This is a genomic window from Demequina lutea, from assembly GCF_013409005.1.
GTDB classification, from domain to species: domain Bacteria; phylum Actinomycetota; class Actinomycetes; order Actinomycetales; family Demequinaceae; genus Demequina; species Demequina lutea.
Window position 1 is genome coordinate 2,897,237 of the sequence record NZ_JACBZO010000001.1, and the last position, 22,584, is coordinate 2,919,820.

Sequence of the window (22,584 nt, forward strand, 5' to 3'; positions counted from 1 at the left end):
GCCTACGCCGGTCCGCCTTCTTGGGGGGCGTTGATCGTGCCCTTCACATAGGCGACGGACCTCGCGACCCACTCATCCAGCGCCTCTTCGCTCTCGACCACATCCGGCGCGACCCGCAGCCAGCCGCGCATGGGCCGCCGGTTCATGATCATGGGGGCCACCCCGTCTCGGGTCACTAGTTCCGCCGCGTCCGCGGGCGCCACGCGTGCCATCAGTCCGCCTTGGCCGCTGACCGCGATCGCCATGCTGCCTTCGAGCAGGAACGCGAGGCCGCCGAACATCCGCTTCTCCGCGAGGTCGCGCTCGGCGAATACGCGCTCGCGGATGCGCTGTGCCAACTCCTCGTCGTAAGTCATCTGTCCATGATTTCACCCGCGGCCGGCATCCGCTCGGCGATACCCATCGGTCGTACCTTCCTAGTGACGAATCCGCCCGTCGGGCCGTAACCTCAGATCATGGCCTCCATTCCGCGCATTCGCCCCGCCACACCAGCCGACGAGCAGCAGATCGCGCGCATTTGCCTGCTCACGGGTGCGGACGGCGGGGACGCGGCTGGGCGCTTTGGGGACGACACGGCGCTCGCCGATGTCTTTGCCTCGCCCTACCTGCACGGCCCTTCGTGCTTCGCGTGGGTCGTGGACATCGGCGGTGAGGCCCGCGGCTACGTGGTTGCCGCCGCGGATACCGAGGCCTTTCAGCAATGGTTCAGTGGCGAGTGGTGGCCCGAACGCGAACCGCTTCACACGGCAAGGACCGACCGCGATGGGTGGCTCCTGCCCTCGGCCGCCGACCCGACGCGGTGCCTGTCCGATGCCGTCGCAGACTATCCAGCGCACCTGCACATCGACCTGCTCCCCGAACTCCAGGGCGCCGGCTGGGGCAGGCGACTGATCGACACCTTGGTGGCCCAGTTGGCCGAGCAGGGCGTCCTCGGAGTTCACCTGGTCGCCCCCCGCACCAATAAGGCCGCGCAGGCCTTCTACCCGAAGGTGGGCTTTGCTCGCATCGGGGACGACGACGATGCGGTCACGTGGGCGCGGTCGACCGCGCCCGGTTGGGTGTCCGGCGCCATTTAGCGCGCGCTCGCGGCTGATAACTCCTTGCGGTACCAGCGATCGGCGTGCGGCTCGCCGTTGAAGTCGGGCACCTCGACGTAGCCTCGCGTGCCATAGAGCCGCCCGGCGGCGGTCAGTTTGGAGTTCGTGTCGAGCGTGACGGCGGTCGCGCCGACCTCCGCAGCGAGAGCCTCGAGCCGGTCGAGCATGAGGCCAGCCACGCCCAGCCCCCGCGCGGACGGAGCAACCCACATCCGCTTGAGGAATGCCGGCTCGCCTTCGGGAAGCTTCACGCCGCCACAGCCGACGGGCTGTCCGTGCAGGTAAGCGACGAGGAACGCCCCGTGGGGCGGGGTGAGGTCCGCGGCGCCGACGGCGACCGCCTTGGACGGGTCGTAACCCGTATCGAACAGCGCGTCGATCTCCGCGAAGAACTCGCCGACGCACCAGCGCGCATCGCGCGAGTCGGGGTCGACGATCTCGATCGTGAGGTGGCGTCGCGCCAGCGCTCGCGTGACCACACGAGTGGCACGGTCCAGCTCGACCAACTCGGCCTCGCTCAAATGGGCAAGCAAGTCGACGGCGGCACCGTCGGAGAGGCGGTCGAGCGTTGCGGCCTCGTCCCGCCCTGCCTCGGTGCGCGACACCACCTTGGCCCTGGCATCGTCCGGACTGGGGTCGATGCTCACAAGCCCCTCGCCCTCGAGCACGCTCAGCAGGCGCGACGCGTAGCCCGCGTCCAGACCGAGGCGCTCGCGCAAGTCGGCTACTTCGACCGGACCGTCCCCCATCTCCCACAACACGCGCGACGCGCCGTACGGGCGTCCGCGGCCAAGGAAGTCGTCCTGCAGCGCGCCCACCTCGCTGGTGACGACGCGTTGGAATTGTCTGAAGGTCCCGATGAGGCGCGCATCCATATGGTTGACCTTAGTCAAACATCGGCGCTCGCGCTAGACATCCAGCCGGTAGCCAACACCCGCCACGGTCACGAGGTGGCGCGGAGTCCCTGGCGCAGGCTCGAGCTTGGCCCGCAGTTGCTGGACGTAGACCCGCAGGTAGTGAGAACTGTGGGGGACCGACGGCCCGCGCAGGCTGTCGAGGAGTCGCTCGCGCTCCACCACAACGCCCGGCTCGCGCGCCAGCAGTTCCAACAGTCGCCACTCGGTGGGCGTCACGGCCACCTCCGCGCCTTCGCGCATCACGACGCGCCGCGCCAGGTCGATGCTGAAGGCAGCGGTTGTCACCACGCGTCGATCGGGCGCCGCGTCCGCCCCACGCGTGGCCGCGCGCATCCGCGCGAGCAGCTCGTCGACGTTGAACGGCTTCGTGACGTAGTCGTTCGCACCCAGGTCGAGGGCACGGACCTTTTGGGCGGCATCGTGACGGGCCGAGAGCACCACGACCGGCACGGCGCTCCAGGCGCGCACCTGTTCGAGGACCGCCGCGCCGTCCATGTCGGGAAGGCCCAGGTCGAGAATCACGATGTCCGTCTCGACGGAGGCCAGCAGGTCGAGGGCCTCCCTCCCGGATCTCGCCACGATCGGCTCATCGCCTCGCGAGCGCAACATGATGGCGAGCGCGCCCGCGAGCGCGCCGTCGTCCTCCACGATGAGCACCCTCACGGCGACTCCGCCTCCGGCACCCTGACCACCATGGTGAGACCGCCTCCCGGCGTCTCCTCCGCGCTCACCTCGCCGCCCAGGGATCGGGCGAGCCCGCGGGCCACCGCCAGGCCGAGGCCCACTCCCAAGCCGGCGGGCGCGTCACCAAGGCGCTGGAAGGAATCGAAAATGCGCTGCCGGTCACCGGCGTCTACGCCTGGTCCGCGGTCGACCACCGTGATGACGAGGTCGCCTCCAACGCGCGCGGCGCTCACCCGGACGGGAATGTCGGGGGGCGAGTACCTGGTGGCGTTCTCGACCAGGTTGGCGACCACGCGCTCCACGAGACCGCCGTCGATCATCACGGTCCCCAACGACGCTGGGACGTCGAGCTCTACTCGCTCGGGTTCCACCCCAGACACCGCACTCACCAGCAAGTCCATCACCCACGTCGGCGCCGCACGAGGAGACACGATCCCCGCGTCGATTCTCGACATGTCGAGCAGGTTGTCGACAAGCGCCTGGAGGCGGTCCGCGCCGTCCTCGATCGAGGCAAACAGCTCCCTGGCGTCCTCGGCCGTGACGGTGAGTTGGGAGCTCCGCAGCGCGCTCGCCGACGCCTTGATCGCGGCCAAAGGCGTGCGAAGGTCGTGGCTCACGGCTGCGAGCACCGCGTCGCGCACGGCTCCCCGCTCACGCTCGACCCGCGCAACCCTGCGCTCCTGCGCCATGCGGGTGCGCTCGGCCAAGGCGCTCGCTTGCGCCGCGATCGCGGCGATCACCCTGAGCGAGCGAGGCCCCAGCGGCGGGCCGTCGATGACCACCTGCGCGCCATCGTCGAGGGCGACGACGGTCGTTCCCGTGGCGCTCACGTCCGGGGGGTCGGCCGCGATGAGGTTTCCTTGCGCGTCCAAGATGACAAGACCTTGGAGGTCGAAGGCCTCCCGCAGCCTCAGCAGCAGTGCCTGCAACCTGTCGGCACCCGCCAGGACGTCGAGAGACGCGGTGGTGACGAGGTCGGCCTCGGTGCGCGCAATCCCCGCGTCGCGAGAACGCTTCGAGGCGGTCGCGACCACCCGCGACGCCGCGACGGCGACGACAAACAGCAGGACGACGGCAACGGCCTGTTCCGGATGAGACATCTTGAAGGTCAACCGAGGTTCGGTGAAGAACACGTTCGACAACGCCGCAGCGAGCGCCGCAGACACCAGCGCTGGGCCAAGTCCACCCACGAACGCAACCAGGAGCGTCATCACCAAGAAGGACATCAACGCGAAGGGAAGTTCGTCGCCACCTGAGACAGTCAAGACCCACGCGAGAGCGAGGTTGCCCACCACGGCTATCACCCAGCCCCAGCGTTGACGCAGACCCGAGAGCTTTGCCTCGCGCTTACGCCTCGCGGCGTCCGTATCGGAGCCATAGTGCGTGACGACCAGCACGTCAACGTCGTCGGATCCCCTGATGATCGCCCGCGTCACCGACGTCGAGAAGGCGGCGAGAAGGCGGGGCCGCGTGGATTCGCCCACCACGATCTGCGAGGCATTGACGCCCGCCGCAAAGTCGAGAATCGCCGACGCCACGTCGTCGCCCGCGATCACGTGGTAGGTGCCGCCCGCCTCCTCCACCAACCGTCGTTGCCTTGCGAGGTCGCCTGCGCCGCCTGCGACGAGGCCATCCGTGCGCGCCACGTGCACGGCGAAGAGTTGGCCGCCGCTCGCCCGCTGGACGATTCGGATTCCCCTGCGGACGAGGGCCTCGCCCTCCTGTCCGCCGCCGAGCGCCACGACCACACGCTCACGCGTCTTCCACGCGGCGTCGATCTGGTGCTCCGTGCGGTACGTGTCGAGCGAGGCATCGACACGATCCGCCAGCCACAACAGCGCGAGCTCCCGCAGGGCGGTGAGGTTCCCCTCCCTGAAGAAGTGGGTGAGCGCGGCGTCAATCTTCTCCGGCGCGTAGATGTTGCCGTGGGACATGCGCCTACGCAGCGATTGGGGGCTCATGTCCACCAACTCGATTTGGTCGGCCGCGCGCACCACCTCATCGGGGACGGTCTCGCGTTGACGCACTCCAGTGATGTCGAACACCACATCGTTGAGCGACTCGAGGTGCTGGACGTTGACCGTTGTGACCACGTCGATGCCGGCGTCGAGCAACGCCTCGACATCCTCCCAGCGTTTGGGGTTGCCGGAGCCCGTCGCATTGGTGTGGGCCAACTCGTCGACGAGCGCCACGTCGGGACCCCTCGCGATGACCGCCGCCAGGTCGAGCTCGTCGACCTCGATGCCGGCGGCGGTCCGTCGCACGCGAGGCACGACCTCCATGCCCTCGACCTGCTGCGCGGTCGCGGCCCTGCCGTGAGTCTCGACAAATCCCACGACCACATCCGCACCGCGTTCGGCGCGCCGGTGGCCCTCGTCGAGCATCGCGTAGGTCTTGCCGACGCCGGGCGCGGCGCCCAGGTAGACGCGCAGACGACCGCGCCCTCGCCCGAGCGTCGGCACCGCATCGTCCATAACCGTCATTGTCGCCCCGCGAGGGCCGCGTTGAGCGTCACGACGTTCACGGCGGGCTCCCCGAGCACGCCCAGCGCCCTTCCCGTGGTCGCGTGGGCCACGAGTGCGCGGACCGCGGCCTCGCTCATGCCGCGTTGTGCGGCCACTCGCGGGACCTGCAGTTCGGCGTACGCCAGCGAGATCTGCGGGTCGAGCCCCGACGCCGAGGCCGTCACCGCGTCGGCGGGAACGCGTGCGGGCGCGACTCCCTCGCGCGCCGCGACCTTGGCAATGCGATCCGCGATGGCGGCTACCAGGGCGGGGTTGTTGGGGCCAAGATTGGAGCCTCCCGAGGCGAGGCCGTCGTAGTTTGAGGCCGATGGCCTGCCGTGGAACCACCCGTCACCTGCGAAGTCTTGACCGAGCAGCGACGACCCGATCACCTTCCCGTTGACGGTGATGAGCGAGCCCTCGGCTTGGTGAGGGAGCGCGAGGCCCGCCGCGAGCCCGATCAGCGGGTAGGCCACTCCAAGTACCACAGTTGCTACGACGAGCATCCGCAGCGACGCGCCGAGAGACCGGATCCAGATCTTCATGTCAGCCTCCGAGTCCGGGGATATGTCTGACGGCCAGGTCGATGAGCGCGATGCCGACGAAGGGCACGGCGAGTCCGCCGAGTCCGTAGGTAAGCAGATTGCGGCGCAAGAGCCTGTCGGCCGATTCTGGGCGAAACTTGGCGCCCTTGAGCGCGAGCGGGATGAGCGCCACTATCACCAAGGCGTTGAAGATCACGGCAGACAGGATGGCCGACGCGGGCGTGGCAAGGCGCATGACGTTGAGGGCGCCGAGCGAGGGCAGCGAAGTGGCGAACAGTGCGGGCAGGATCGCGAAGTACTTGGCGACGTCGTTCGCGACCGAAAACGTGGTGAGCGCTCCGCGCGTGACGAGCAACTGCTTGCCGATGTCGACAACGTCAATGAGCTTGGTCGGATCCGAGTCAAGGTCGACCATGTTTCCGGCCTCCTTGGCGGCCGACGTCCCCGTGTTCATGGCCAGCCCGACGTCCGCCTGCGCGAGAGCGGGGGCGTCGTTGGTGCCGTCGCCCGTCATCGCGACGAGTCGCCCGCGGGCCTGTTCGGCGCGGATGCGCGCGAGCTTGTCCTCGGGTGTCGCCTCGGCCATCACGTCGGTGATCCCCGCCTTGGCCGCAATGGCCGCGGCGGTGAGGGGGTTGTCACCGGTGACCATCACGGTCTCGATGCCCACCTTGCGCAAGAGCGCGAAGCGTTCGGGAAGACCCTCCTTCACAATGTCCTCGAGAACGATCACCCCCAGCGCCTCGGGTATCCGATCGCCCACCCGCTCGGCAACGAGCAGGGCCGTTGCGCCTTGGGCGCTCGCGTCGGCCACGTCGACGTCGACGGTCACTGCGACCGCGCCGCCCGCCGCCTCCACCCACGAAGTGACCGCCGTGGCCGCGCCTTTGCGCAGCGCCACCACTTCCACGCCGTTGTTGGAGTCGATGCCTGACATCCGCGTCGTCGCTGTGAAGGGAACAAAGGTCTCATGCAGTCCCGCCTCAGGCACGTTCTCCTTGAGCTTCCGTGAGGCGAGAGTGACGATCGAGCGTCCCTCGGGGGTCTCGTCGGCGAGGGAGGAGGAGTATGCGGCGGCGGCGAGGCGTTCGGCGGCGACTCCAGGCGCGGGCACAAAGCGCGTGGCGTGCCTGTCTCCCAGAGTGATGGTGCCCGTCTTGTCGAGCAGGAGCACGCTCACGTCACCCGCGGCCTCTACCGCCCTTCCCGACGTGGCGAGCACGTTGCGCTTCATGAGGCGCTCCATGCCCGAGATGCCGATGGCGGGCAGCAGCGCGCTGATGGTCGTGGGAATGAGGCACACAAGCAGCGCAACGAGCGTGACGACGCTCGGGACATCGCCGACGGAGCCCTGCGCGAGCGGCCCGAGCGTGAGCACCACCACGAGGAACACCAGGGTGAGGCCGCTCAGCAGGATGGACAGCGCCACCTCGTTCGGTGTCTTCTGGCGGGTAGCGCCCTCCACGAGCGCGATCATGCGATCCACGTAGCTCTCGCCAGGCTTCGCGGTAATCCTCATGACGAACGAGTCGGAAAGCACGCGCGTGCCGCCCGTGACGGAGCTCCTGTCGCCCCCCGACTCCCTGATCACCGGCGCGGACTCGCCCGTGATGGCCGACTCGTCGACCGTCGCGGCGCCCTCGACAATCTCGCCGTCCGCGGGAATGGTCTCGCCCGCGGCCACCCTCACCAGATCGCCTTGGCGGAGATCGGCAGCCGAGATGGTCTCCTCGCCCTGGCCCACGATGCGCCTGGCGACCAGGTCGATCCTGTTGCGGCGCATCGAGGCGGCGCGCGCCTTACCCCTACCCTCGGCCACCGCCTCGGACAACGCACCGAACACGACAGTGGCCCACAACCAGCCCGCGACGCCGATGGCAAACCAGCCCGGCCGCATGGCCGCGGCGAGCGTCGTGACCGCCGCTCCGGCCCACACCACCATCATCACGGGGTTGCGCCATAGGCGCGCGGGGTTGAGGCTCTTCATGGCGGTGGGAATCGCGTCGAGCACGAGTCCCGTTGCGGTGTCGGTGCGGGTCATTGAAGCGCCTCCCCGAGGGGTCCGAGTGCGAGCACAGGGGCGTATGCCACCAGCGCGATGATGGGCGCCACTCCCACGAGCAGCGTCGTGAACAGAGGCGTATCGGACCGCAACGTTCCGGCGCCAACCGGGATGCGGGGCGCCGCCGCGAGCGCACCCGCGAGGGCGAGCACCAGCAGGATGGGAACGAAACGTCCCGCGAACATCGCCACCGCGAGAAGCAGGTCTTGCCACGTTCCTCCCGCCGCAAAACTTCCAAACGCGGACCCGTTGTTATTGGCGGCGCTCGCGTACGCGTACAGGACGCTCGTGACGCCGTGGAGGCCCGGTTGTGTGACGGCCGCGTCCTTGAGAGATTTCACGCCCAACGTCAGGGCCGTGCCTCCGAGCACGAGCGCGGGCGTCACCACCGTGTACACGGCAACGAGCGACATTTCGCGCGAGCCGATCTTCTTGCCATAGAGCTCGGGCGTGCGACCCACCATGAGGCCCGCCAGGAACACCGCGAGCACGGCGATGACAAGCATTCCGTAGAGGCCAGAGCCCACGCCTCCCGGCGCGATCTCCCCCAGGAGCATCGACCCGATGGCGGTGAGCGATCCGGGCGCGGTGAGGGAGTCGTGCGACGCGTTGACGGAACCGGTGCTGGTGGCGGTCGTCGACGCGGCATAGAGCGCCGAAGCGGCCAACCCAAATCGCGTCTCCTTGCCCTCCATCGCCGCGCCCGCGAGCGCGGGAGCCGCTCCCTTGCCCGCAAATTCGGCCCACGTGAGCAGGCCGACGGTCGCCACCCACAGGGAGGCCATCGCCGCCAGGATTGCGTGACCTTGGCGCTTGCTGCCCAAGATGATGCCTAGCGCTCGCGGCAACGCGAAGGGGATGGCCAGCAGCAAGGCGATGGATAACAGGTTGGTCCACGCCGTCGGGTTCTCGAATGGGTGCGAGGCGTTGGCGTTGAAAAAGCCGCCGCCGTTCGTGCCGATCTGCTTGATAGCTTCTTGAGTCGCGACGGGACCGCCAGGGATGGTCTGGCTTGCCCCCGCGAGCGTCGTGACAACGCGAGGTCCGTTGAGGTTGTCGATGACCCCACCGCCGAGGAACAAGAGCGTCGCGCCCACGCTGAGCGGGACCAGGATGCGGGTCGTCACCCTGGTGATGTCCACCCAAAAGTTGCCGACGCCGTCGGCCCTATGCGCCGCAAAGGCCCTGGCAAGCGCGAAGGCCACGGCGATGCCGACGGCTGCGGACAGGAAGTTCTGCACCGTGAGGCCCCCGGCCTGCACCGCGTAGCCGAGCGTGGTCTCCCCCGAATACCACTGCCAATTCGTATTGGTCACAAAGCTCACGGCGGTGTTGAGCGCCCCCGCCCACGCCATGCCGGGCGTGCCTTGCGAGAGAGGCAAGTGCCTGTTGAGCATGAGAAGCGACATAAGCACCGCCACGCCTGCGACGGAGAACGCCATGAGGGCGATGGCGTACGACTTCCACGACTGGCGCGACTCGGGGTTTACCCCCACGACGCGATAGACAGCGCGTTCGACGCGGGTGTGGCGGGTCCCCGTCGCTGCGGCGGCGAGTGCGTTGCCTAGAGGCCATTGCACGAGGGCGAGCACGATGACGAGGAGGCCGATCTGTCCGAGCGCGAGCACCCTAGAACCTCCATGGCTGGATGAGGGTCCAGGCGATGTAGATCAGCGAGAGCAAGCCAACGACCACCGCGACGACGGCGAGAACTGTGTCCATGGCCCCATCGCAGGCCCCCGAAGACCTACCGCGCCAGTTTCCTGACGCTACCCAGACGCGTCCAGATGCCGCGCAGACGGGCTGGAGCCGGCCCGCATCGGGCTCGACCTGGTGAGCGGAACGGGCGACCAGCGCCCGCAATGGGCCATCGAGGCGCTGCTCACCGGGATCGCGGGCACCGAGCGCCGCCAACCCCCGCCGCCCCAACCCCCACCGCCCCAACCCCGACGTGAAGAACTCACTACTGCAACGACCAGCGCCGGGAAGGCCAAGCACCAGTGAGCGGCCGCGAGCGCAGTGAGTAGTGAGTTCTTCACCGGAGCCACGGTCGCTAGGGGCCATTGAAGCCTTGCTCACGGGCATCGCGGGTCTCTCGCGTCCGGTCCCTGCACGTCCGGCCCCGGCGCCTCATCGTGCCCGCATATGGGCCAAAAAGGCCCTAGTCCCGGGTCCTACGAAAAGGTCCCGCCCTGGTCCCCGGGACCGAGGTCCGTAGATTCCCACACCCCCCGGGCCTACCGTGAAAAGAGGTGCATTTGACGCATCTGGCCTCCCCCAAAGGCCTTGGCTGAGAGTCCCGCGGCGAGAAGCCGTGCCAACCAAAACGGACAAGGCAGTCGGAGGAAGTCGTGGCGGACATGGTTGAACCGGAGCGCGTGACCGTAAAGGTCAACGACCGCGAGATTGAAGTTCAGAGCGGTCTGAACATTCTTCAGGCGCTCGGCAACGAGGGCATCAACATCCCCTCGCTCTGCAATGACGTGCGCCTCAAGCGAGCCAACGGCAGCTGCGGCATGTGCGTGGTGGAAGTCGGCTCCGACAATCCCCGTGACGTCAAGGCCTGCCTCACGCCCATCACTCCAGGCATGGAAATCAAGACCCACACCGACCGTCTCGAGGCCTACCGCAAGGTGCGCCTCGAGCAGCTTCTGTGCGACCACAATGCGGACTGCGTCGCCCCCTGTGTGCAGACCTGCCCCGCGAACATCGACATCCAGACGTACTTGCAGCACGTGTCGGACGGCAACTTCGAGGCCGCCATTCGCGTCATCAAGGACCGCAACCCCTTCCCTTCCGCTTGCGGACGCGTGTGCCCTCACCCCTGTGAGGACGAGTGCCGCCGCAACCTCGTGGAGGAGCCCGTCGCCATCAACTCGGTCAAGCGTTTCGCGGCCGACTGGGACATGGCCCGCAAGCACCCGTGGCGCCCTCGCCTTGCCGACGCCACCGGCAAGCGCATCGCCGTCATCGGCGCGGGGCCATCGGGTCTGGCCGCCGCCAACTACCTCGCCATCGCGGGCCACGGAGTCACGGTCTTCGAGAACCAGCCCGAGCCCGGCGGCATGATGCGATACGGCATCCCCGAGTACCGCCTGCCGAAGACGACGCTCGACAAGGAAATTGACCTCATCGAGGCGCTCGGCGTCAACATCGTCTGCAACAAGGCGCTCGGCACGCACATCCTCCTGGAGGACCTCAAGCGCGACTTCGACGCCGTGTACCTGGCGATCGGCTCATGGCGCGCAACCCCGCTCGGCATCGACGGCGACAATACCGACGGCGTCGTGCTCGGAATCGACTACTTGCGCCACGTCACCAAGGGCAACGACGGCGAGATCGGCGACAACGTCATCGTCATCGGCGGCGGCAACACCGCGATCGACTGCGCCCGCGCCGCGCTGCGCAGGGGCGCCAAGAACGTCAAACTGGTCTACCGCCGCACGCAGGACGAGATGCCGGCCCAGGCCATCGAGGTTCACGAGGCCCTGCGCGAGGGCGTCGAGATGGTCTTCCTCGCCGCACCGCAGAGAATCTCGGTCGACGACAACGGCATGAAGGGGCTCCACTGCATGCGCATGGAGCTCGGCGAACCCGACCGTTCCGGCCGCCGCCGCCCCGTTCCCGTCGAGGGCAGCAACTTCGTCATCGAAGCCGACACGATCATCGGCGCCATCGGCCAGAACACCGACACCGGCTTCCTCTACAACGACCTGCCCGTCCGCTTGAACAAGTGGGGCAACATCGATGTCGACGGCTTCTCGATGCAGACGTCCGAGGCGAAGATCTTCTCGGGTGGCGACTGTGTGACGGGACCTGCCACCGTGATCGCGGCGATTGCTGCCGGCCGACGCGCGGCAGAGGCGATCGGCGAGTTCCTCACCAACGGCTACATCAAGCCCAGCCACGAGGACTACTCGTGCAGCAGGGGATCCCTCGAGGACTTGCCGCAGGCGGAGTTCGAGGACATCCCCAACCTGTCCCGCGCGGTCATGGCGGAACTTGGCATCGACGACCGCTTCGGCGGCTTCCGCGAGGTCGAGCTTGGCCTCACCGAGGCGCAGGCCCGCGCCGAGGCGGGGCGCTGCCTCACGTGTGGTTGCTCCGCGCAGAACACCTGCTCACTCCGCAAGGAGGCGAGTTCACACGAGGTTCACTTCGAGCCGACGCTGCACGTGCGGCCGCGCTCCCCGATTGTGCGCGACCACCAGTTCATCATCCGCGACCAGAACAAGTGCATCTCTTGCGGGCTGTGCGTAGCCGCTTGCGCCGAGATCATGGGCCCTGGCGTGCTTGCTTTCCAGTTCCGCGAGGGACAGATGCGGGTGTGCACCTCTACTGGCGAGCCGCTCAACATGACCGACTGCGTCTCGTGTGGACAGTGCGTGCGCACGTGCCCCACGGGCGCCTTGGACTATGTGCGCGAGCGCGGCGACGTCTTCACCGCGATCAACGACCCGACAAAGAAGGTCGTGGGCTTCGTGGCCCCTGCGGTGCGCGCGCACATCGCCAAGGAGTATGGCCTCTCGCACATGGAGGTCGCTCCATTCGTCGCCGGCATGATGAAGAAGATGGGCTTTGACAAGAGCTTCGACTTCGTCTTCGCCGCCGACCTCACCATCATGGAGGAGACGACCGAGCTCTTTGACAGGCTCGGCAACGGCGGCGTGATGCCGCTCTACACATCGTGCTGCCCCGGCTGGGTCAACTACGCCGAGCGCCGCTACCCCGGAATACTGCCTCACCTTTCGAGCTGCAAGTCACCCCAGCAGATGATGGGCGCGACGGTGAAGGCTCACTTCGCCAAGCGCGAGGGCATTAGCCTCGACGACCTCTACGTCGTCTCGATCGTGCCGTGCATGGCCAAGAAGAGTGAGGCCGCTCGCCCCGAGTTCGCTCCCGAGGGCATCCGCGACGTCGACGCAGTCCTCACCACGACCGAGTTCCTCGAGATGGTGCAGATGCTCCGCCTGGAGAAGGAAGACATCGAGCCCGCGGAGTTCGACCTGCCCTACAAGCAGGTCTCCGGTGCAGGCGTGCTGTTCGGTTCGTCGGGCGGAGTGGCCGAGGCCGCGACACGCATGGCGGTCGAGAAGCTCACGGGCGAACCCCTGCGTACCCGGCTCGACTTCGTGCCTTCCGAAGAGTACCCGTACCTCAAGGTCGCCACCATCGAGGCGCCAGGTCGCACACTGCGCATCGCCGCGATCTCTGGCCTGGGCAACGCGGACCCGATCATCAAGCGCCTATTGGCAGGCGATGACATGGGATTCGACCTTGTCGAGATCATGGCGTGCCCCGGCGGCTGCATCAACGGCGCGGGTCACCCCAAGCCCAAGAGCCAGGGCGAGACCGGAATCAAGACGATGATCCTGTCGAACATCGACGAGGACATGGCGCTCAAGGACTCGCAGCAGAACCCCGACATCCTGCGCCTCTACGAGGACTTCTACGGCGAGCCAAACTCCCACCTCGCCCACGAACTGCTCCACACCACCTACGCCCCTTTCCGTGGCGACGCCATAGCCAAGCCATAAGCCCACCCACTAGAGATCCCCACGTCTCACCTACAAGGAAACCCCATGAAGAAAACCCTTACCGCGTCGGGCGCCCTGCTCGCCGCACTCATCCTGACGGCATGCTCAACCGGCAACGCCGCCACTGTCACCTCGCCGTCGCCCACCGCAACCGCGGTGGTGTCGCAGGCGCCTGTTGTTCCCGTCGCCGTCAACATCGCCTCCCTGAAGGGCCCCACCACGATGGGTCTCGTCGGGCTGATGGACGACGCGACCAAGGGAACCGCCCCCGAGGACTACAAGGTCCAGATGTACGCGTCGCCCGACGAGGTCGTCCCGCTCGTCGCGAAGGGCAGCGTCGACATGGCGCTCGTCCCCTCAAACCTCGCGGCCGTGCTTTACGCGAAGACCAAGGGAACCGACGCGCAGATCTCTGTGCTGGCGATCAACACGCTCGGCGTGCTCAACATCGTCGAGTCCGGTGACACCATCCACTCGATCGCCGACCTCAAGGGCAAGACGGTCTACCTGACCGGCAAGGGCGCCTCGCCCGAGTACGTCATGGACTACCTGCTCGAGCAGGCGGGCCTCAAGCCCGGCGTCGACGTCGACCTCCAGTTCCTGTCGGAGCACACCGAGGTCGTCGCCAAGCTCACCGCGACGCCCGGCGCCATCGGCGTTCTTCCGCAGCCGTTCGTGACCATCGCCGAGGCGGCCAGCCCCGACCTGCGCACCGCACTCGACCTCACCTCCGAGTGGGCCAAGGTCTCTCCCGACTCGCAGCTCATCACCGGTGTGGTCGTCGTCCGCAACTCGTTCGCCACCGAGCACCCCGACGCCGTCGCACAGTTCATGAAGGACTACGCGGCCTCGACCGAGTGGGTCAACGCCAAGCCGGCAGAAGCCGCACCGCTGATCGTCGCCGCGGGCATCGTGCCCAATGCGACGCTCGCCGAGAAGGCCATCCCGCTGTGCTACATCACGGATGTGTCCGGCGCCGCGATGAAGTCGGCGCTCGCCGGCTACTTGCAGGTGCTCTTCAACGCGGACCCGGCGTCGGTCGGTGGCAGTATGCCTGGAGATGACTTCTACTTCGCCGGATAAGACCGGCACAGCGACGCGGGCGGTCGCCCGCCGCATTGGCGCGGCTGTTTTTTGGCTGGCGATGTGGCAGGCGGCCGCCGTTGCCGTTCACAGGGACTTTCTGCTCGCCTCGCCGATGCAGGTGGCGCGCACCCTCGTCACCCTCCTGCCGACGGGCGACTTTTGGGCCACAATCGGCTGGTCCCTTGGCCGCATCACCCTGGGCTTCACGGGCGCCGTGGTCCTTGGAGCGGTGCTCGCGATCTCCTCGGCGGCGTCGCCCGTGGCGAGGGCGTTGTGGGAACCCGCGATCGCGGCGATTAGGTCCGCTCCGGTCGTGAGCTTCATCATCTTGTTGCTCCTGTGGACCGACAGTTCGCACCTGCCGGTCTTCACGAGCCTGCTCATGGTGCTTCCCGTGATGTACGCCAACGTGCTGCAGGGAATCGCGCAGCGAGACCCGCAGATGCTGGAGGCCGCCCAGGTCTTTCGCATGCCATTCCGTCGCCGACTCGTGGCGATCGACATCCCCGCGGCGCTTCCCTTCCTCGCCGCAGCGACACGCGTGGGGGTTGGCCTCGCGTGGAAGAGCGGGGTCGCGGCCGAGGTCATCGGCGTCGCGACGGGGTCCATCGGTGAGCGCCTCTACGAGGCGAAGGTGTTCCTCAGTTCGGCGGACCTGTTCGCGTGGACGATCGTGATCGTGGTGCTGAGCGTCGTATGTGAGCGGCTGCTGCTCAGAGCCTTGCGCTCCGTTCCCGGTGCACCTGTGAGGGCCTCATGAGCAGTAAAACGCCGGCTCCCGTCACGCTCCACGCCGTCACCAAGAGGTACGGCGACCTGGTGGTGCTCGACGGGCTCGGCCTGGTCCTCGAGCCGGGGAGAGTGACCGCACTCACCGGGCCAAACGGCGTCGGAAAGACGACGGTGGGTCGGCTGTTGCTCGGACTCGAGACGCCCGACGCTGGCAGCGTCACCGGAGCGCAGGACCTGCGCCGCTCCGCCGTGTTCCAAGAGGACAGGCTCTGTGCGCACCTCGATGCCATTGCCAACGTCAGGCTCGTGCTTGATCGCGAGCGCCGCTCCGGTTCCACGGCCCGTGCGACGGCGGAGGACGAGCTCGCGCGGGTCGGGCTCGAGGGGGAAGACGCGTCCAAGCCCGTGCGCGACCTGTCCGGTGGCCAGCGTCGGCGAGTGGCAATTGCGCGCGCAATGGCGGCGCCCTCGGATCTGGTGGTGCTCGACGAGCCGTTCACGGGGCTCGATGCCGAGACCAAGCCGGCCGTGATGGCGTACGTCCGCGAGCGGATCGCAGGGCGCACAGCGGTACTCATTACTCACGACCCCGCGGAGGTCGAGTTTTTCAAGGCGCGCGTCGTGAGGCTACGTCGGGGGCCGGGACTCGTCGTCTAGAAGAGCCCCGCGTGTAAAGAATTGTTGACATCGCGCCGCGCGTGCCATCACACCGGGACTCGCGCGGCAAGGAACATTCCCACGCAGGCGTAACGTTTCTTTCTACGTATGAGAAACACCTTCAGCTCCCTCGCCATCTTCAACTATCGCCTGTGGTTCATGGGCGCCATGGTGTCGAACGTTGGCACCTGGATGCAACGCGTCGCCCAAGACTGGCTGGTCCTCACGGTCCTCACCCACGAGTCGGGCGTGGCCGTGGGCATCACGACCGGTCTCCAGTTCCTGCCCTTCCTGCTGCTGGGCCCCTACACCGGGGTGATCGCCGACCGCGTCGACCACCGCAAGCTCCTGATCCTCACGCAGGCGAGCGCAGGAGTCCTCGGCGTGGGGCTCGGTGCTCTCGTGCTTTCGGGACACGCGCAGCTCTTCCAGGTCTACGGCTTCGCCTTCGCGCTCGGGGTGGTCAGCGTCTTCGACGCTCCCGCACGACAGATCTTCGTCGGTGACCTTGTCCCGCGCGCCAAACTCTCCAACGCGGTGGGCCTCAACTCGGCTTCGTTCAACGCGGCCAGGCTCATCGGTCCCGGTCTAGCTGGACTGCTCATCGCCGCTATCGGCACCGGGTGGGTATTCATCCTCAACGGGGTGACCTTCGGCGCGACGATCATCGCGCTGCTATTGATGCGCTCCAACGAGTTTCACGCGCAGGAACGCGCCTCCCGCTCACCCGGCCAGATCATCGACGGCATCCGCTACGTGCGCAAGCGCAGGGACCTGCTCGTCATTTTCGTGACCGTGAGCGTCGTGTCGACCTTTGGTCTGAACTTCCAGCTCACGAGCGCCCTGATGGCGCGCGTCGAGTTCGGAAGGGGGCCAGCGGACTACGGAATCCTGGGGTCGATCCTCGCGATCGGTTCGCTCGCCGGTGCCGTGATGGCGGCGCGCCGCAAGGAACCGTCGGTGCGACTCGTGCTGATGGCCGCTGCGGGCTTTGGCGTCGCCGAGGCAGCCATGGCCCTCATGCCCTCGTATTGGACCTACGCGTTTGCGGGCATACCCGTGGGATTCGCCGCGCTGACGATGATGACCTCGGCCAACGCGACGGTGCAGACGACCACCCCGCCGATCATGCGCGGGCGGGTCATGGCGCTCTACATGATGGTGCTCATGGGCGCCACCCCGATCGGGTCGCCCCTCGTCGGCTGGATCGGGCAGCAACTTGGACCGCGGTTCGCCGTGGGCATCGGCGCGATAGCTTCGCTCGCCGTCGTGGCCGCGGTGCTGTTGCGGGCGGTCGCGCGGGGTCGACTCGATGTGGCCTTCTCCCCCCGGCGGCCTTTCTTCAAGCTCACGACCGTCGCGGAGATTCACTACCCCGAGGGTTAAGCCGCCAGCGGCCGGGCTCGCCCCGGGGCGCCTGGCCCTGGTACGGACCGCATTCCACTAGCGTCGTGGCCATGAGCGAAAACAACTTCCTGGTCCGTCAGCGCTTCACCGCGATCATCAACCGCTACGAGATCTGGAAGGTTGATGCCGAGTGGAACCAGACCACGCTGCTTGGCTTTGCCGAGCAGAAGCGCATGAAGCTGCGTGAGGAGATCGTGTTCTTCACGGACGACACCAAGACCCACGTGCTGTTCCGCTTCAAGGCGCGCAACATCCTCGATATCAAGTCCATCGTCGACGTCTTCGACGGCCCCGGCCAGATCATCGGCACGTTCCGCAAGGACTGGGCGGCATCGCTCCTCAGTTCGACCTGGTACCTCGAGCAGCCCGGACGTCCCACTCTCAAGGGCACCGAACGCTCGATGGTCTACGCGATCATCCGCCGCTTCACCGACTTTGGATTCATCCCCTACAACTTCGACTACAAGACCCCGGACGGCCGCCAAGCGCTCGACATCACCCGCAAGTTTGGGCTGCGGGACACGTACCGGTGCACGGTCGATGCGCCCGAGTACGACACCAGGGTGCTCCAGGCGGTTGCCGTCGCGATGGACGCGCTCCAGAACCGTTAGGCCGTTGCGTGGCGGTGGCCACCGACAGAACCGACACGACAGCCTTGGGCACTAGGTCGGACGAGATGTGCGTCACATCAGCCACAATGTCCTCATGACCGACATCGTCACCCTTGAGAACGAGCACTGGCAAGTAGGACTTGTCCCCGCCACGGGCGGCTCCGTCGCGTTCGGGCGCGTGCGCATCGCAGGCGAGTGGGTAGACGTGTTGCGCCCCACTCCGGAGGACAAGCTCGGCGAGTGGGGCCACACCGCGTCCTTCCCCCTCGTCCCGTGGTCGAACCGCATCGCTCACGGCCGCTTCGCGTGGGCCGGTCGCGAGTACCAGCTGCGCGTCAACTTCACCGACGGGACGGCGATCCACGGAACCGGATTGGAGTTTCCGTGGCAGGTGGTCGAGTCGACCCCGACGTCGGTCGTTCTCGAGTTTGTGTCACGCGACGTCTTCGGCGTGAACTTCCCGTGGCCCTTCACCGCTCGGTTCGGCTACGAGCTCGACGGCGAACGCTTCGAGTGGCACATGGACATCACCAACGATGCCCATGAGACGTTCCCCGCGGGCATCGGCCACCACCCCTATTTCATGCGTGCCCTGACGGGCGCCGACGGTGGCACTCTGAGCCCCGAGGCCCGCCTGCAACTCAACTGCGCGCAGTCGTACCCGGTGGTGGAATGCCTGCCCACGGGCGCGCCGGAGCCGGTCTCCGGTCGCCTCGACTTCAGGGACATGAAGCCGTTGGGCCCCGAGTTCATGGACGGCTGCTTCACGGCGCGCACATCGTCGACCCTGGCGACGATCGACTACCCGGGCGCCTTGACGGTCGACATCGAGGCCGGCGCGCTCCTCGAGCACACGGTCGTGTACCTGCCAGTGGACGTGCCGTACTTCGCGGTCGAGCCGGTGACCAACGCGAACGATGGCTTCAATCTCCAGGCCGCAGGAAGCCAGGGCACAGGCGTGTTCTTGGTTCAGCCTGGCGAGACTCGGTCGAGCAGCTTCACGCTTGTGGCACAACCCATCGCGTAGGCATCGGCCGATGCTCGTGGCCTAAGATGGGGGACGCGCCGATGGCGTGCGCGGGTGTAGTTCAATGGCAGAACTTCAGCTTCCCAAGCTGATAGTGCGGGTTCGATTCCCGTCACCCGCTCCACGTGTATGCAGGAGGCTGGCGCTCGCGCCGCCGCACCACCAAACCCCCCGGATGCGTCGCGCGGTCGCACCCTTCTCTGTCGCTCGCCCGCAGTTATGCGCCCGAGCGCCGCCCGAGTCGCAGCAGCGACAGCCCCAGCACGATGGCCAGTGCCGCGCCGCCCCAGGCTCACGGGGACAACGCAAGACCGGTGGCCGCGAGGGCTCCTCCGGATTCCGTATAACCGGTGGTTGAACCGGGACCGGACGTCGCCGTCCCGGTGCCCGACAGGGAAATCGTCCCCGAGCTCTGCCCGTTAATCGAGAAGCTCGTCGTCGCCGAATGCGCACCCAAGGCCTGCGGCACAAACTGATACGTGAACACGCACGACGCACCCGCAGCCAACGTCACCCCGCACAGTTCTGCGACGCAGGAAAATTCAGATCCCCCGAGGCCCCACCCGCCACCGACGACAACGTCTGCGGCGACGACGACACATTCGTCACCACCACATCCATCCCGGCCGACGTTTCACCCACGACAGTGTCGGGGAACGCAAGCGTCGTCGTGCTGCTGAACTCGAAGACCGGGAGGGCGTGAGCGGAGTCAACCGGAACCGCCACGAAGGCGGCACTCACAGCAAGAACAAGTAGGAATTGTCGTTGGACCGCAGCCTGCATCATGGACCCCTCCACTCATGTCAGATCCCCACATGGTGGCCCCTTCAAGCACGTCTGTCCATGAGTAATTTTTGCCTAGTCGCCACGTAGCACGATGCGACACCGTGAAACGTATGGAACATTCGGGCGGATCGCGGCCGGCTCAAAAGCGGGCCATTGCCCAGGTCGCCACTGACCTCGGCGGGGAGGCCGTGACGTGCGTCGAGATGGGTTCCTCTGTCGTTGCCAGGTGAGATTCATCATGGTGGCGGGGCTCATCTTTGTCTCTGGCGAAGCGGCCGCTAACGGTGCCTGGTCTAGGCGCAGACCCGTACATCCCATGCCGGGTACCCTGGCGACGAGTCAAGACGCACAGTCTCGACCTTGCGAAAGGGATGACATTGAGCCTCACGGACGACCTACAGGCGCAGGCAGAGCGGTCCGCCGCTGCGGCGACGCCAGAGGTCAACGCGGGACGTCGCGCCTCGGTCGACGCGGTCGTCGCCCTCGGCCTCGCGCGCACCGCCATCACGGTGGGCGATCACGCCCCTGAATTCGTACTCCCCGACGTGACCGGTGCGCCGGTGCGCCTCTCCGACCTCCTGACCACAGGCCCCGTCGTCGTCTCGTTCTACCGCGGCGGTTGGTGCCCCTACTGCAACCTCGAACTGCACGCCCTCCAGGCGGCTCTTCCCGCATTGACCGCGGCCGGCGGCACTCTCGTGGCTATCTCGCCGGATGCGCCCGACGCGTCGCTTTCCACTGCGGAGAAGCAAAGCCTCGAGTTCGCCGTTCTGTCGGACACGAGCGCTACCGCGATCACCGCCTTCGGCCTGAACTTCACCGTCGACTCGGTGACACGAGCCGTGCTGAGCGAGCCCGACGCAAAGGACGCCCGCGCCCGGGGCATCAAGACCGAGGTGCTCCCCATCCCGGCCACCTACGTGATCGGCACGGACGGCACCGTGGCCTATGCCTTCGTGGACCCGAGCTACACGCACCGTGCCGAGCCCGCCGAGATCGTCGCGGCCGTGGCCGCACTCACCGGACGCACCCCCAAAGCCAGCGTCTAGGCGTAGTTCCCCAGGACGTTGTGATCGTTTGAGTTAGCGAGGGCCTCCGGCACGATGTGGGTTACCACACTCACTGTCGCAACCGGAGGTCTTCGTGACTCACGCTAATGCCCCGTTGACGCCCGAGGGGCGCCGTCGGCTCGCTGTTCTCGTTGTCCAGCACGGATGGTCACACCGTCGTGCGGGTGAACGCTTCCAGTGCTCACGTCGGGACGGTTGGAGCGCGTACCACCCAATCGCCCGGCGGCCGACGCTCGCGCCGTACACCCGGATCCGAAAAGCCCTGAATGCGGGCGACTACCTCGACAAGCTCCCGGCGACCGCCGACGATGTCACGGCCGACCTGCCACCGTATCGGGCGATCGTCGACATGGCGGTCAAGGTCGTCGACCAGATGCCGCGCTACTGACCCCTGCGCACAGAACCGGATGGGGTCCCGAAAAGGTCCCGATCCGCCCCATGCATAGAACACCGAATGCTTATTGTGCCTGGTATATGGTCGACTTGGCCCGCAACGGCATCCAGCGATTTCTACTTCCCAAGCTGATAGCGCGGGTTCGATTCCCGTCACCCGCCCCACGTGAGATCGCAGGTCAACTGCCTCTTCTCCCCCAAGCCCCCATCGTCAGAGAGTCAGCAGGGACGACCAAGTCAAGTTGATCGGTGGTTGGTGGAACCTTGGGCCGTGTTGGTGCGTGTTCTTTGTATGGACGTGCCTGAGCAGGGGGTTGTTGAACGCCAGGGGCCGCCGCCAGGGGTGGGCGGCGAGGGCGTGTACGTGGTCCTGGATCCCGCGCGTAGCCACGAGCAGGAGTTCGAGGCGTACGTGCGGTCGGCGAAGGACCCGCTGTTCCGGATGGCCTACCTGCTGTGTGGGGACCGGTACAGGGCCGAGGACCTGGTCCAGCAGACGTTCGAGCGGACGTGGCGGTCGTGGCGCTCGGCGCGCAACGGGGATCCACTGGTGTGGTCTCGAAGGATCCTGGCGAACTTGCGCATCGACACGTGGCGTCGGACCCGCCGCGAGGTGCTGACCGGTACCGACCCTCAGATCGTCGACGGTGCGCGCGGTGAGCAAACGGTCGACGGCCGCGATGCGGTGGTCCGCGTGCTCCTGACCCTGCCGGTCGCGCAGCGGCGAGTGGTGGTGCTGCGTCACCTGCTCGAGCTCAGCGAGGCCGAGGTCGCTGCCGAGCTCGGCATCCCGATCGGCACGGTCAAGTCAACGGGGTCGCGGGCCCTGGCTCGGCTGCGTGAGACCGTCGGCGCGGCGAAGGAGACACGATCATGAGCACTGACCTGGAGATGTTCGCCGTCGAGCTGCGAACGAGCCTTGACCTCGAGGGCCTGCACTCGGGCCTCAAACCCGCCGCGGTGCTGGCCCGTGGCCGGCGATCGGCCCGTCGCCGAACCGTGGGGATGGCGCTCGGGGGCGTGGTGGCCATCGCTGCTGTGGCTGTCGCAGCCGTGAGCGTGCAGGGCCTCCTGAGGTCCGCACCGGTCCTGGCACCCGCCGAGCAGACGGGTGTACCCGTGGCGTCCAAGGGGCCAGTGGTCGACGCCACGGTCAACGTGACCGTCGGACTCTGGGGCGGCCCAGCTCAACCCACTGGCGGCATGGCCTTGGAGGGGCAACCCGCTCCCGGCGTGAATGTCACCGCACGCGACACCCAGGGCAAGACCGTTGACGGCACCACCGATGAGCTGGGAGTGGCCCAGCTTCACCTCGCCCCGGGCGCCTACGTGATCTTCTCGACCTATTGCGGACCGACCGAGGACGCCTCACCAGCCACGACCGTGCAGTCAGGTGACACCCGGTCGGTCCAGATTCGCTGCGACGTGCCGTAGTGCTTGACGAGCGGCCGTTCTCATTGACTCTCATT

General features: G+C 67.2%; 19 protein-coding genes, 1 tRNA gene and 1 pseudogene. 13 read left to right on the forward strand and 8 right to left on the reverse strand.

Going from position 1 to position 22,584, the window contains the following annotated elements:
* Nucleotides 1-2: 2 nt before the first annotated feature.
* Complete coding sequence (locus BKA03_RS13985; RefSeq protein WP_062075166.1) at nucleotides 3-356, reverse strand: TfoX/Sxy family protein; 354 nt, start codon at nucleotides 354-356, stop codon at nucleotides 3-5.
* A 99-nt stretch (nucleotides 357-455) separates the two neighbouring features.
* Between BKA03_RS13985 and BKA03_RS13990 the strand changes: the two genes are divergently transcribed.
* Nucleotides 456-1,076, forward strand: a complete 621-nt coding sequence (locus BKA03_RS13990) for a GNAT family N-acetyltransferase (RefSeq protein ID WP_062075167.1) — start codon at nucleotides 456-458, stop codon at nucleotides 1,074-1,076.
* On the opposite strand, the gene BKA03_RS13995 is transcribed toward BKA03_RS13990, so the two are convergent.
* From BKA03_RS13995 to kdpA, 6 genes are read right to left on the reverse strand one after another with little or no spacing between them, the layout of a single operon-like run.
* Nucleotides 1,073-1,972 (reverse strand): bifunctional helix-turn-helix transcriptional regulator/GNAT family N-acetyltransferase, encoded by a 900-nt coding sequence (locus BKA03_RS13995; RefSeq protein WP_062075168.1) that lies wholly within the window; start codon nucleotides 1,970-1,972, stop codon nucleotides 1,073-1,075. The genes BKA03_RS13990 and BKA03_RS13995 overlap by 4 nt on opposite strands.
* 33 nt (nucleotides 1,973-2,005) lie before the next feature.
* A complete protein-coding gene (locus BKA03_RS15760) occupies nucleotides 2,006-2,677 on the reverse strand; it encodes a response regulator transcription factor (protein ID WP_083971605.1) in 672 nt (223 codons plus the stop codon).
* Complete coding sequence (locus BKA03_RS14005; RefSeq protein WP_238579419.1) at nucleotides 2,674-5,181, reverse strand: ATP-binding protein; 2,508 nt, start codon at nucleotides 5,179-5,181, stop codon at nucleotides 2,674-2,676. Before BKA03_RS14005 ends, BKA03_RS15760 begins: the two co-directional genes overlap by 4 nt.
* Complete coding sequence (gene kdpC, locus BKA03_RS14010; RefSeq protein WP_062075170.1) at nucleotides 5,178-5,747, reverse strand: potassium-transporting ATPase subunit KdpC; 570 nt, start codon at nucleotides 5,745-5,747, stop codon at nucleotides 5,178-5,180. The genes BKA03_RS14005 and kdpC overlap by 4 nt, the downstream gene beginning before the upstream one ends.
* 1 nt (nucleotide 5,748) lies before the next feature.
* Complete coding sequence (gene kdpB / locus BKA03_RS14015; protein WP_062075171.1) at nucleotides 5,749-7,788, reverse strand: potassium-transporting ATPase subunit KdpB; 2,040 nt, start codon at nucleotides 7,786-7,788, stop codon at nucleotides 5,749-5,751.
* Nucleotides 7,785-9,437: a potassium-transporting ATPase subunit KdpA gene (gene kdpA, locus BKA03_RS14020; RefSeq protein WP_062075172.1), complete on the reverse strand. Its 1,653-nt coding sequence runs from the start codon at nucleotides 9,435-9,437 to the stop codon at nucleotides 7,785-7,787. The genes kdpB and kdpA overlap by 4 nt, the downstream gene beginning before the upstream one ends.
* A 732-nt stretch (nucleotides 9,438-10,169) precedes the next feature.
* On the opposite strand from kdpA, the gene BKA03_RS14025 reads away from it, so the two are divergent.
* The 8 genes from BKA03_RS14025 to BKA03_RS14060 all read left to right on the forward strand — a co-directional run bounded on the left by BKA03_RS14025 (nucleotide 10,170) and on the right by BKA03_RS14060 (nucleotide 18,990).
* On the forward strand, nucleotides 10,170-13,346 hold the full coding sequence (locus BKA03_RS14025) for an NAD(P)-binding protein (RefSeq protein ID WP_062075244.1): 3,177 nt from the start codon (nucleotides 10,170-10,172) through the stop codon (nucleotides 13,344-13,346).
* A 45-nt stretch (nucleotides 13,347-13,391) separates the two neighbouring features.
* Nucleotides 13,392-14,429 (forward strand): ABC transporter substrate-binding protein, encoded by a 1,038-nt coding sequence (locus tag BKA03_RS14030; RefSeq protein WP_062075173.1) that lies wholly within the window; start codon nucleotides 13,392-13,394, stop codon nucleotides 14,427-14,429.
* Nucleotides 14,407-15,192, forward strand: a complete 786-nt coding sequence (locus BKA03_RS14035) for an ABC transporter permease (RefSeq protein WP_062075174.1) — start codon at nucleotides 14,407-14,409, stop codon at nucleotides 15,190-15,192. The genes BKA03_RS14030 and BKA03_RS14035 overlap by 23 nt, the downstream gene beginning before the upstream one ends.
* Nucleotides 15,189-15,821, forward strand: a complete 633-nt coding sequence (locus BKA03_RS14040; RefSeq protein WP_062075175.1) for an ATP-binding cassette domain-containing protein — start codon at nucleotides 15,189-15,191, stop codon at nucleotides 15,819-15,821. Before BKA03_RS14035 ends, BKA03_RS14040 begins: the two co-directional genes overlap by 4 nt.
* A 108-nt stretch (nucleotides 15,822-15,929) precedes the next feature.
* Complete coding sequence (locus BKA03_RS14045; protein WP_062075176.1) at nucleotides 15,930-17,207, forward strand: MFS transporter; 1,278 nt, start codon at nucleotides 15,930-15,932, stop codon at nucleotides 17,205-17,207.
* A 71-nt stretch (nucleotides 17,208-17,278) separates the two neighbouring features.
* A complete protein-coding gene (locus tag BKA03_RS14050) occupies nucleotides 17,279-17,839 on the forward strand; it encodes an LURP-one-related/scramblase family protein (protein ID WP_062075177.1) in 561 nt (186 codons plus the stop codon).
* A gap of 94 nt (nucleotides 17,840-17,933) precedes the next feature.
* Nucleotides 17,934-18,866, forward strand: coding sequence for an aldose epimerase family protein (locus BKA03_RS14055; RefSeq protein WP_152649546.1), 933 nt, complete (start codon nucleotides 17,934-17,936; stop codon nucleotides 18,864-18,866).
* A 50-nt stretch (nucleotides 18,867-18,916) separates the two neighbouring features.
* Nucleotides 18,917-18,990 (forward strand) — tRNA-Gly (locus BKA03_RS14060).
* Nucleotides 18,991-19,376: 386 nt separating this feature from the next.
* Here the strand turns inward: BKA03_RS14060 and BKA03_RS14065 are convergent.
* The gene (locus BKA03_RS14065; RefSeq protein ID WP_062075179.1) at nucleotides 19,377-19,652 is read right to left on the reverse strand and encodes a hypothetical protein; all 276 of its coding nucleotides are present in this window, start codon (nucleotides 19,650-19,652) and stop codon (nucleotides 19,377-19,379) included.
* A gap of 377 nt (nucleotides 19,653-20,029) precedes the next feature.
* Here BKA03_RS14065 and BKA03_RS14070 point away from each other — a divergent pair, with 377 nt between their 5' ends.
* The 4 genes and pseudogenes from BKA03_RS14070 to BKA03_RS14085 all read left to right on the forward strand — a co-directional run bounded on the left by BKA03_RS14070 (nucleotide 20,030) and on the right by BKA03_RS14085 (nucleotide 22,549).
* Complete coding sequence (locus tag BKA03_RS14070) at nucleotides 20,030-20,701, forward strand: peroxiredoxin-like family protein (protein WP_062075245.1); 672 nt, start codon at nucleotides 20,030-20,032, stop codon at nucleotides 20,699-20,701.
* A 94-nt stretch (nucleotides 20,702-20,795) separates the two neighbouring features.
* Nucleotides 20,796-20,906: pseudogene (locus BKA03_RS15765) on the forward strand (IS481 family transposase); the annotation flags it as partial.
* A gap of 507 nt (nucleotides 20,907-21,413) precedes the next feature.
* On the forward strand, nucleotides 21,414-21,992 hold the full coding sequence (locus tag BKA03_RS14080; RefSeq protein WP_238579420.1) for a SigE family RNA polymerase sigma factor: 579 nt from the start codon (nucleotides 21,414-21,416) through the stop codon (nucleotides 21,990-21,992).
* Nucleotides 21,989-22,549, forward strand: a complete 561-nt coding sequence (locus BKA03_RS14085) for a carboxypeptidase-like regulatory domain-containing protein (RefSeq protein WP_062075181.1) — start codon at nucleotides 21,989-21,991, stop codon at nucleotides 22,547-22,549. Before BKA03_RS14080 ends, BKA03_RS14085 begins: the two co-directional genes overlap by 4 nt.
* The last annotated feature ends 35 nt before the right edge of the window (nucleotides 22,550-22,584 follow it).

Bases quoted from the DNA above. Each gene is read 5' to 3' on its own strand.
- BKA03_RS13985 (WP_062075166.1), bottom strand. From the start codon at position 356: ATGACTTACGACGAGGAGTTGGCACAGCGCATCCGCGAGCGCGTATTC.
- BKA03_RS13990 (WP_062075167.1), top strand. From the start codon at position 456: ATGGCCTCCATTCCGCGCATTCGCCCCGCCACACCAGCCGACGAGCAG.
- BKA03_RS13995 (WP_062075168.1), bottom strand. From the start codon at position 1,972: ATGGATGCGCGCCTCATCGGGACCTTCAGACAATTCCAACGCGTCGTC.
- BKA03_RS14005 (WP_238579419.1), bottom strand. From the start codon at position 5,181: ATGACGGTTATGGACGATGCGGTGCCGACGCTCGGGCGAGGGCGCGGT.
- kdpC (WP_062075170.1), bottom strand. From the start codon at position 5,747: ATGAAGATCTGGATCCGGTCTCTCGGCGCGTCGCTGCGGATGCTCGTC.
- kdpB (WP_062075171.1), bottom strand. From the start codon at position 7,788: ATGACCCGCACCGACACCGCAACGGGACTCGTGCTCGACGCGATTCCC.
- BKA03_RS14025 (WP_062075244.1), top strand. From the start codon at position 10,170: ATGGTTGAACCGGAGCGCGTGACCGTAAAGGTCAACGACCGCGAGATT.
- BKA03_RS14030 (WP_062075173.1), top strand. From the start codon at position 13,392: ATGAAGAAAACCCTTACCGCGTCGGGCGCCCTGCTCGCCGCACTCATC.
- BKA03_RS14035 (WP_062075174.1), top strand. From the start codon at position 14,407: ATGACTTCTACTTCGCCGGATAAGACCGGCACAGCGACGCGGGCGGTC.
- BKA03_RS14040 (WP_062075175.1), top strand. From the start codon at position 15,189: ATGAGCAGTAAAACGCCGGCTCCCGTCACGCTCCACGCCGTCACCAAG.
- BKA03_RS14045 (WP_062075176.1), top strand. From the start codon at position 15,930: ATGAGAAACACCTTCAGCTCCCTCGCCATCTTCAACTATCGCCTGTGG.
- BKA03_RS14050 (WP_062075177.1), top strand. From the start codon at position 17,279: ATGAGCGAAAACAACTTCCTGGTCCGTCAGCGCTTCACCGCGATCATC.
- BKA03_RS14055 (WP_152649546.1), top strand. From the start codon at position 17,934: ATGACCGACATCGTCACCCTTGAGAACGAGCACTGGCAAGTAGGACTT.
- BKA03_RS14065 (WP_062075179.1), bottom strand. From the start codon at position 19,652: ATGATGCAGGCTGCGGTCCAACGACAATTCCTACTTGTTCTTGCTGTG.
- BKA03_RS14085 (WP_062075181.1), top strand. From the start codon at position 21,989: ATGAGCACTGACCTGGAGATGTTCGCCGTCGAGCTGCGAACGAGCCTT.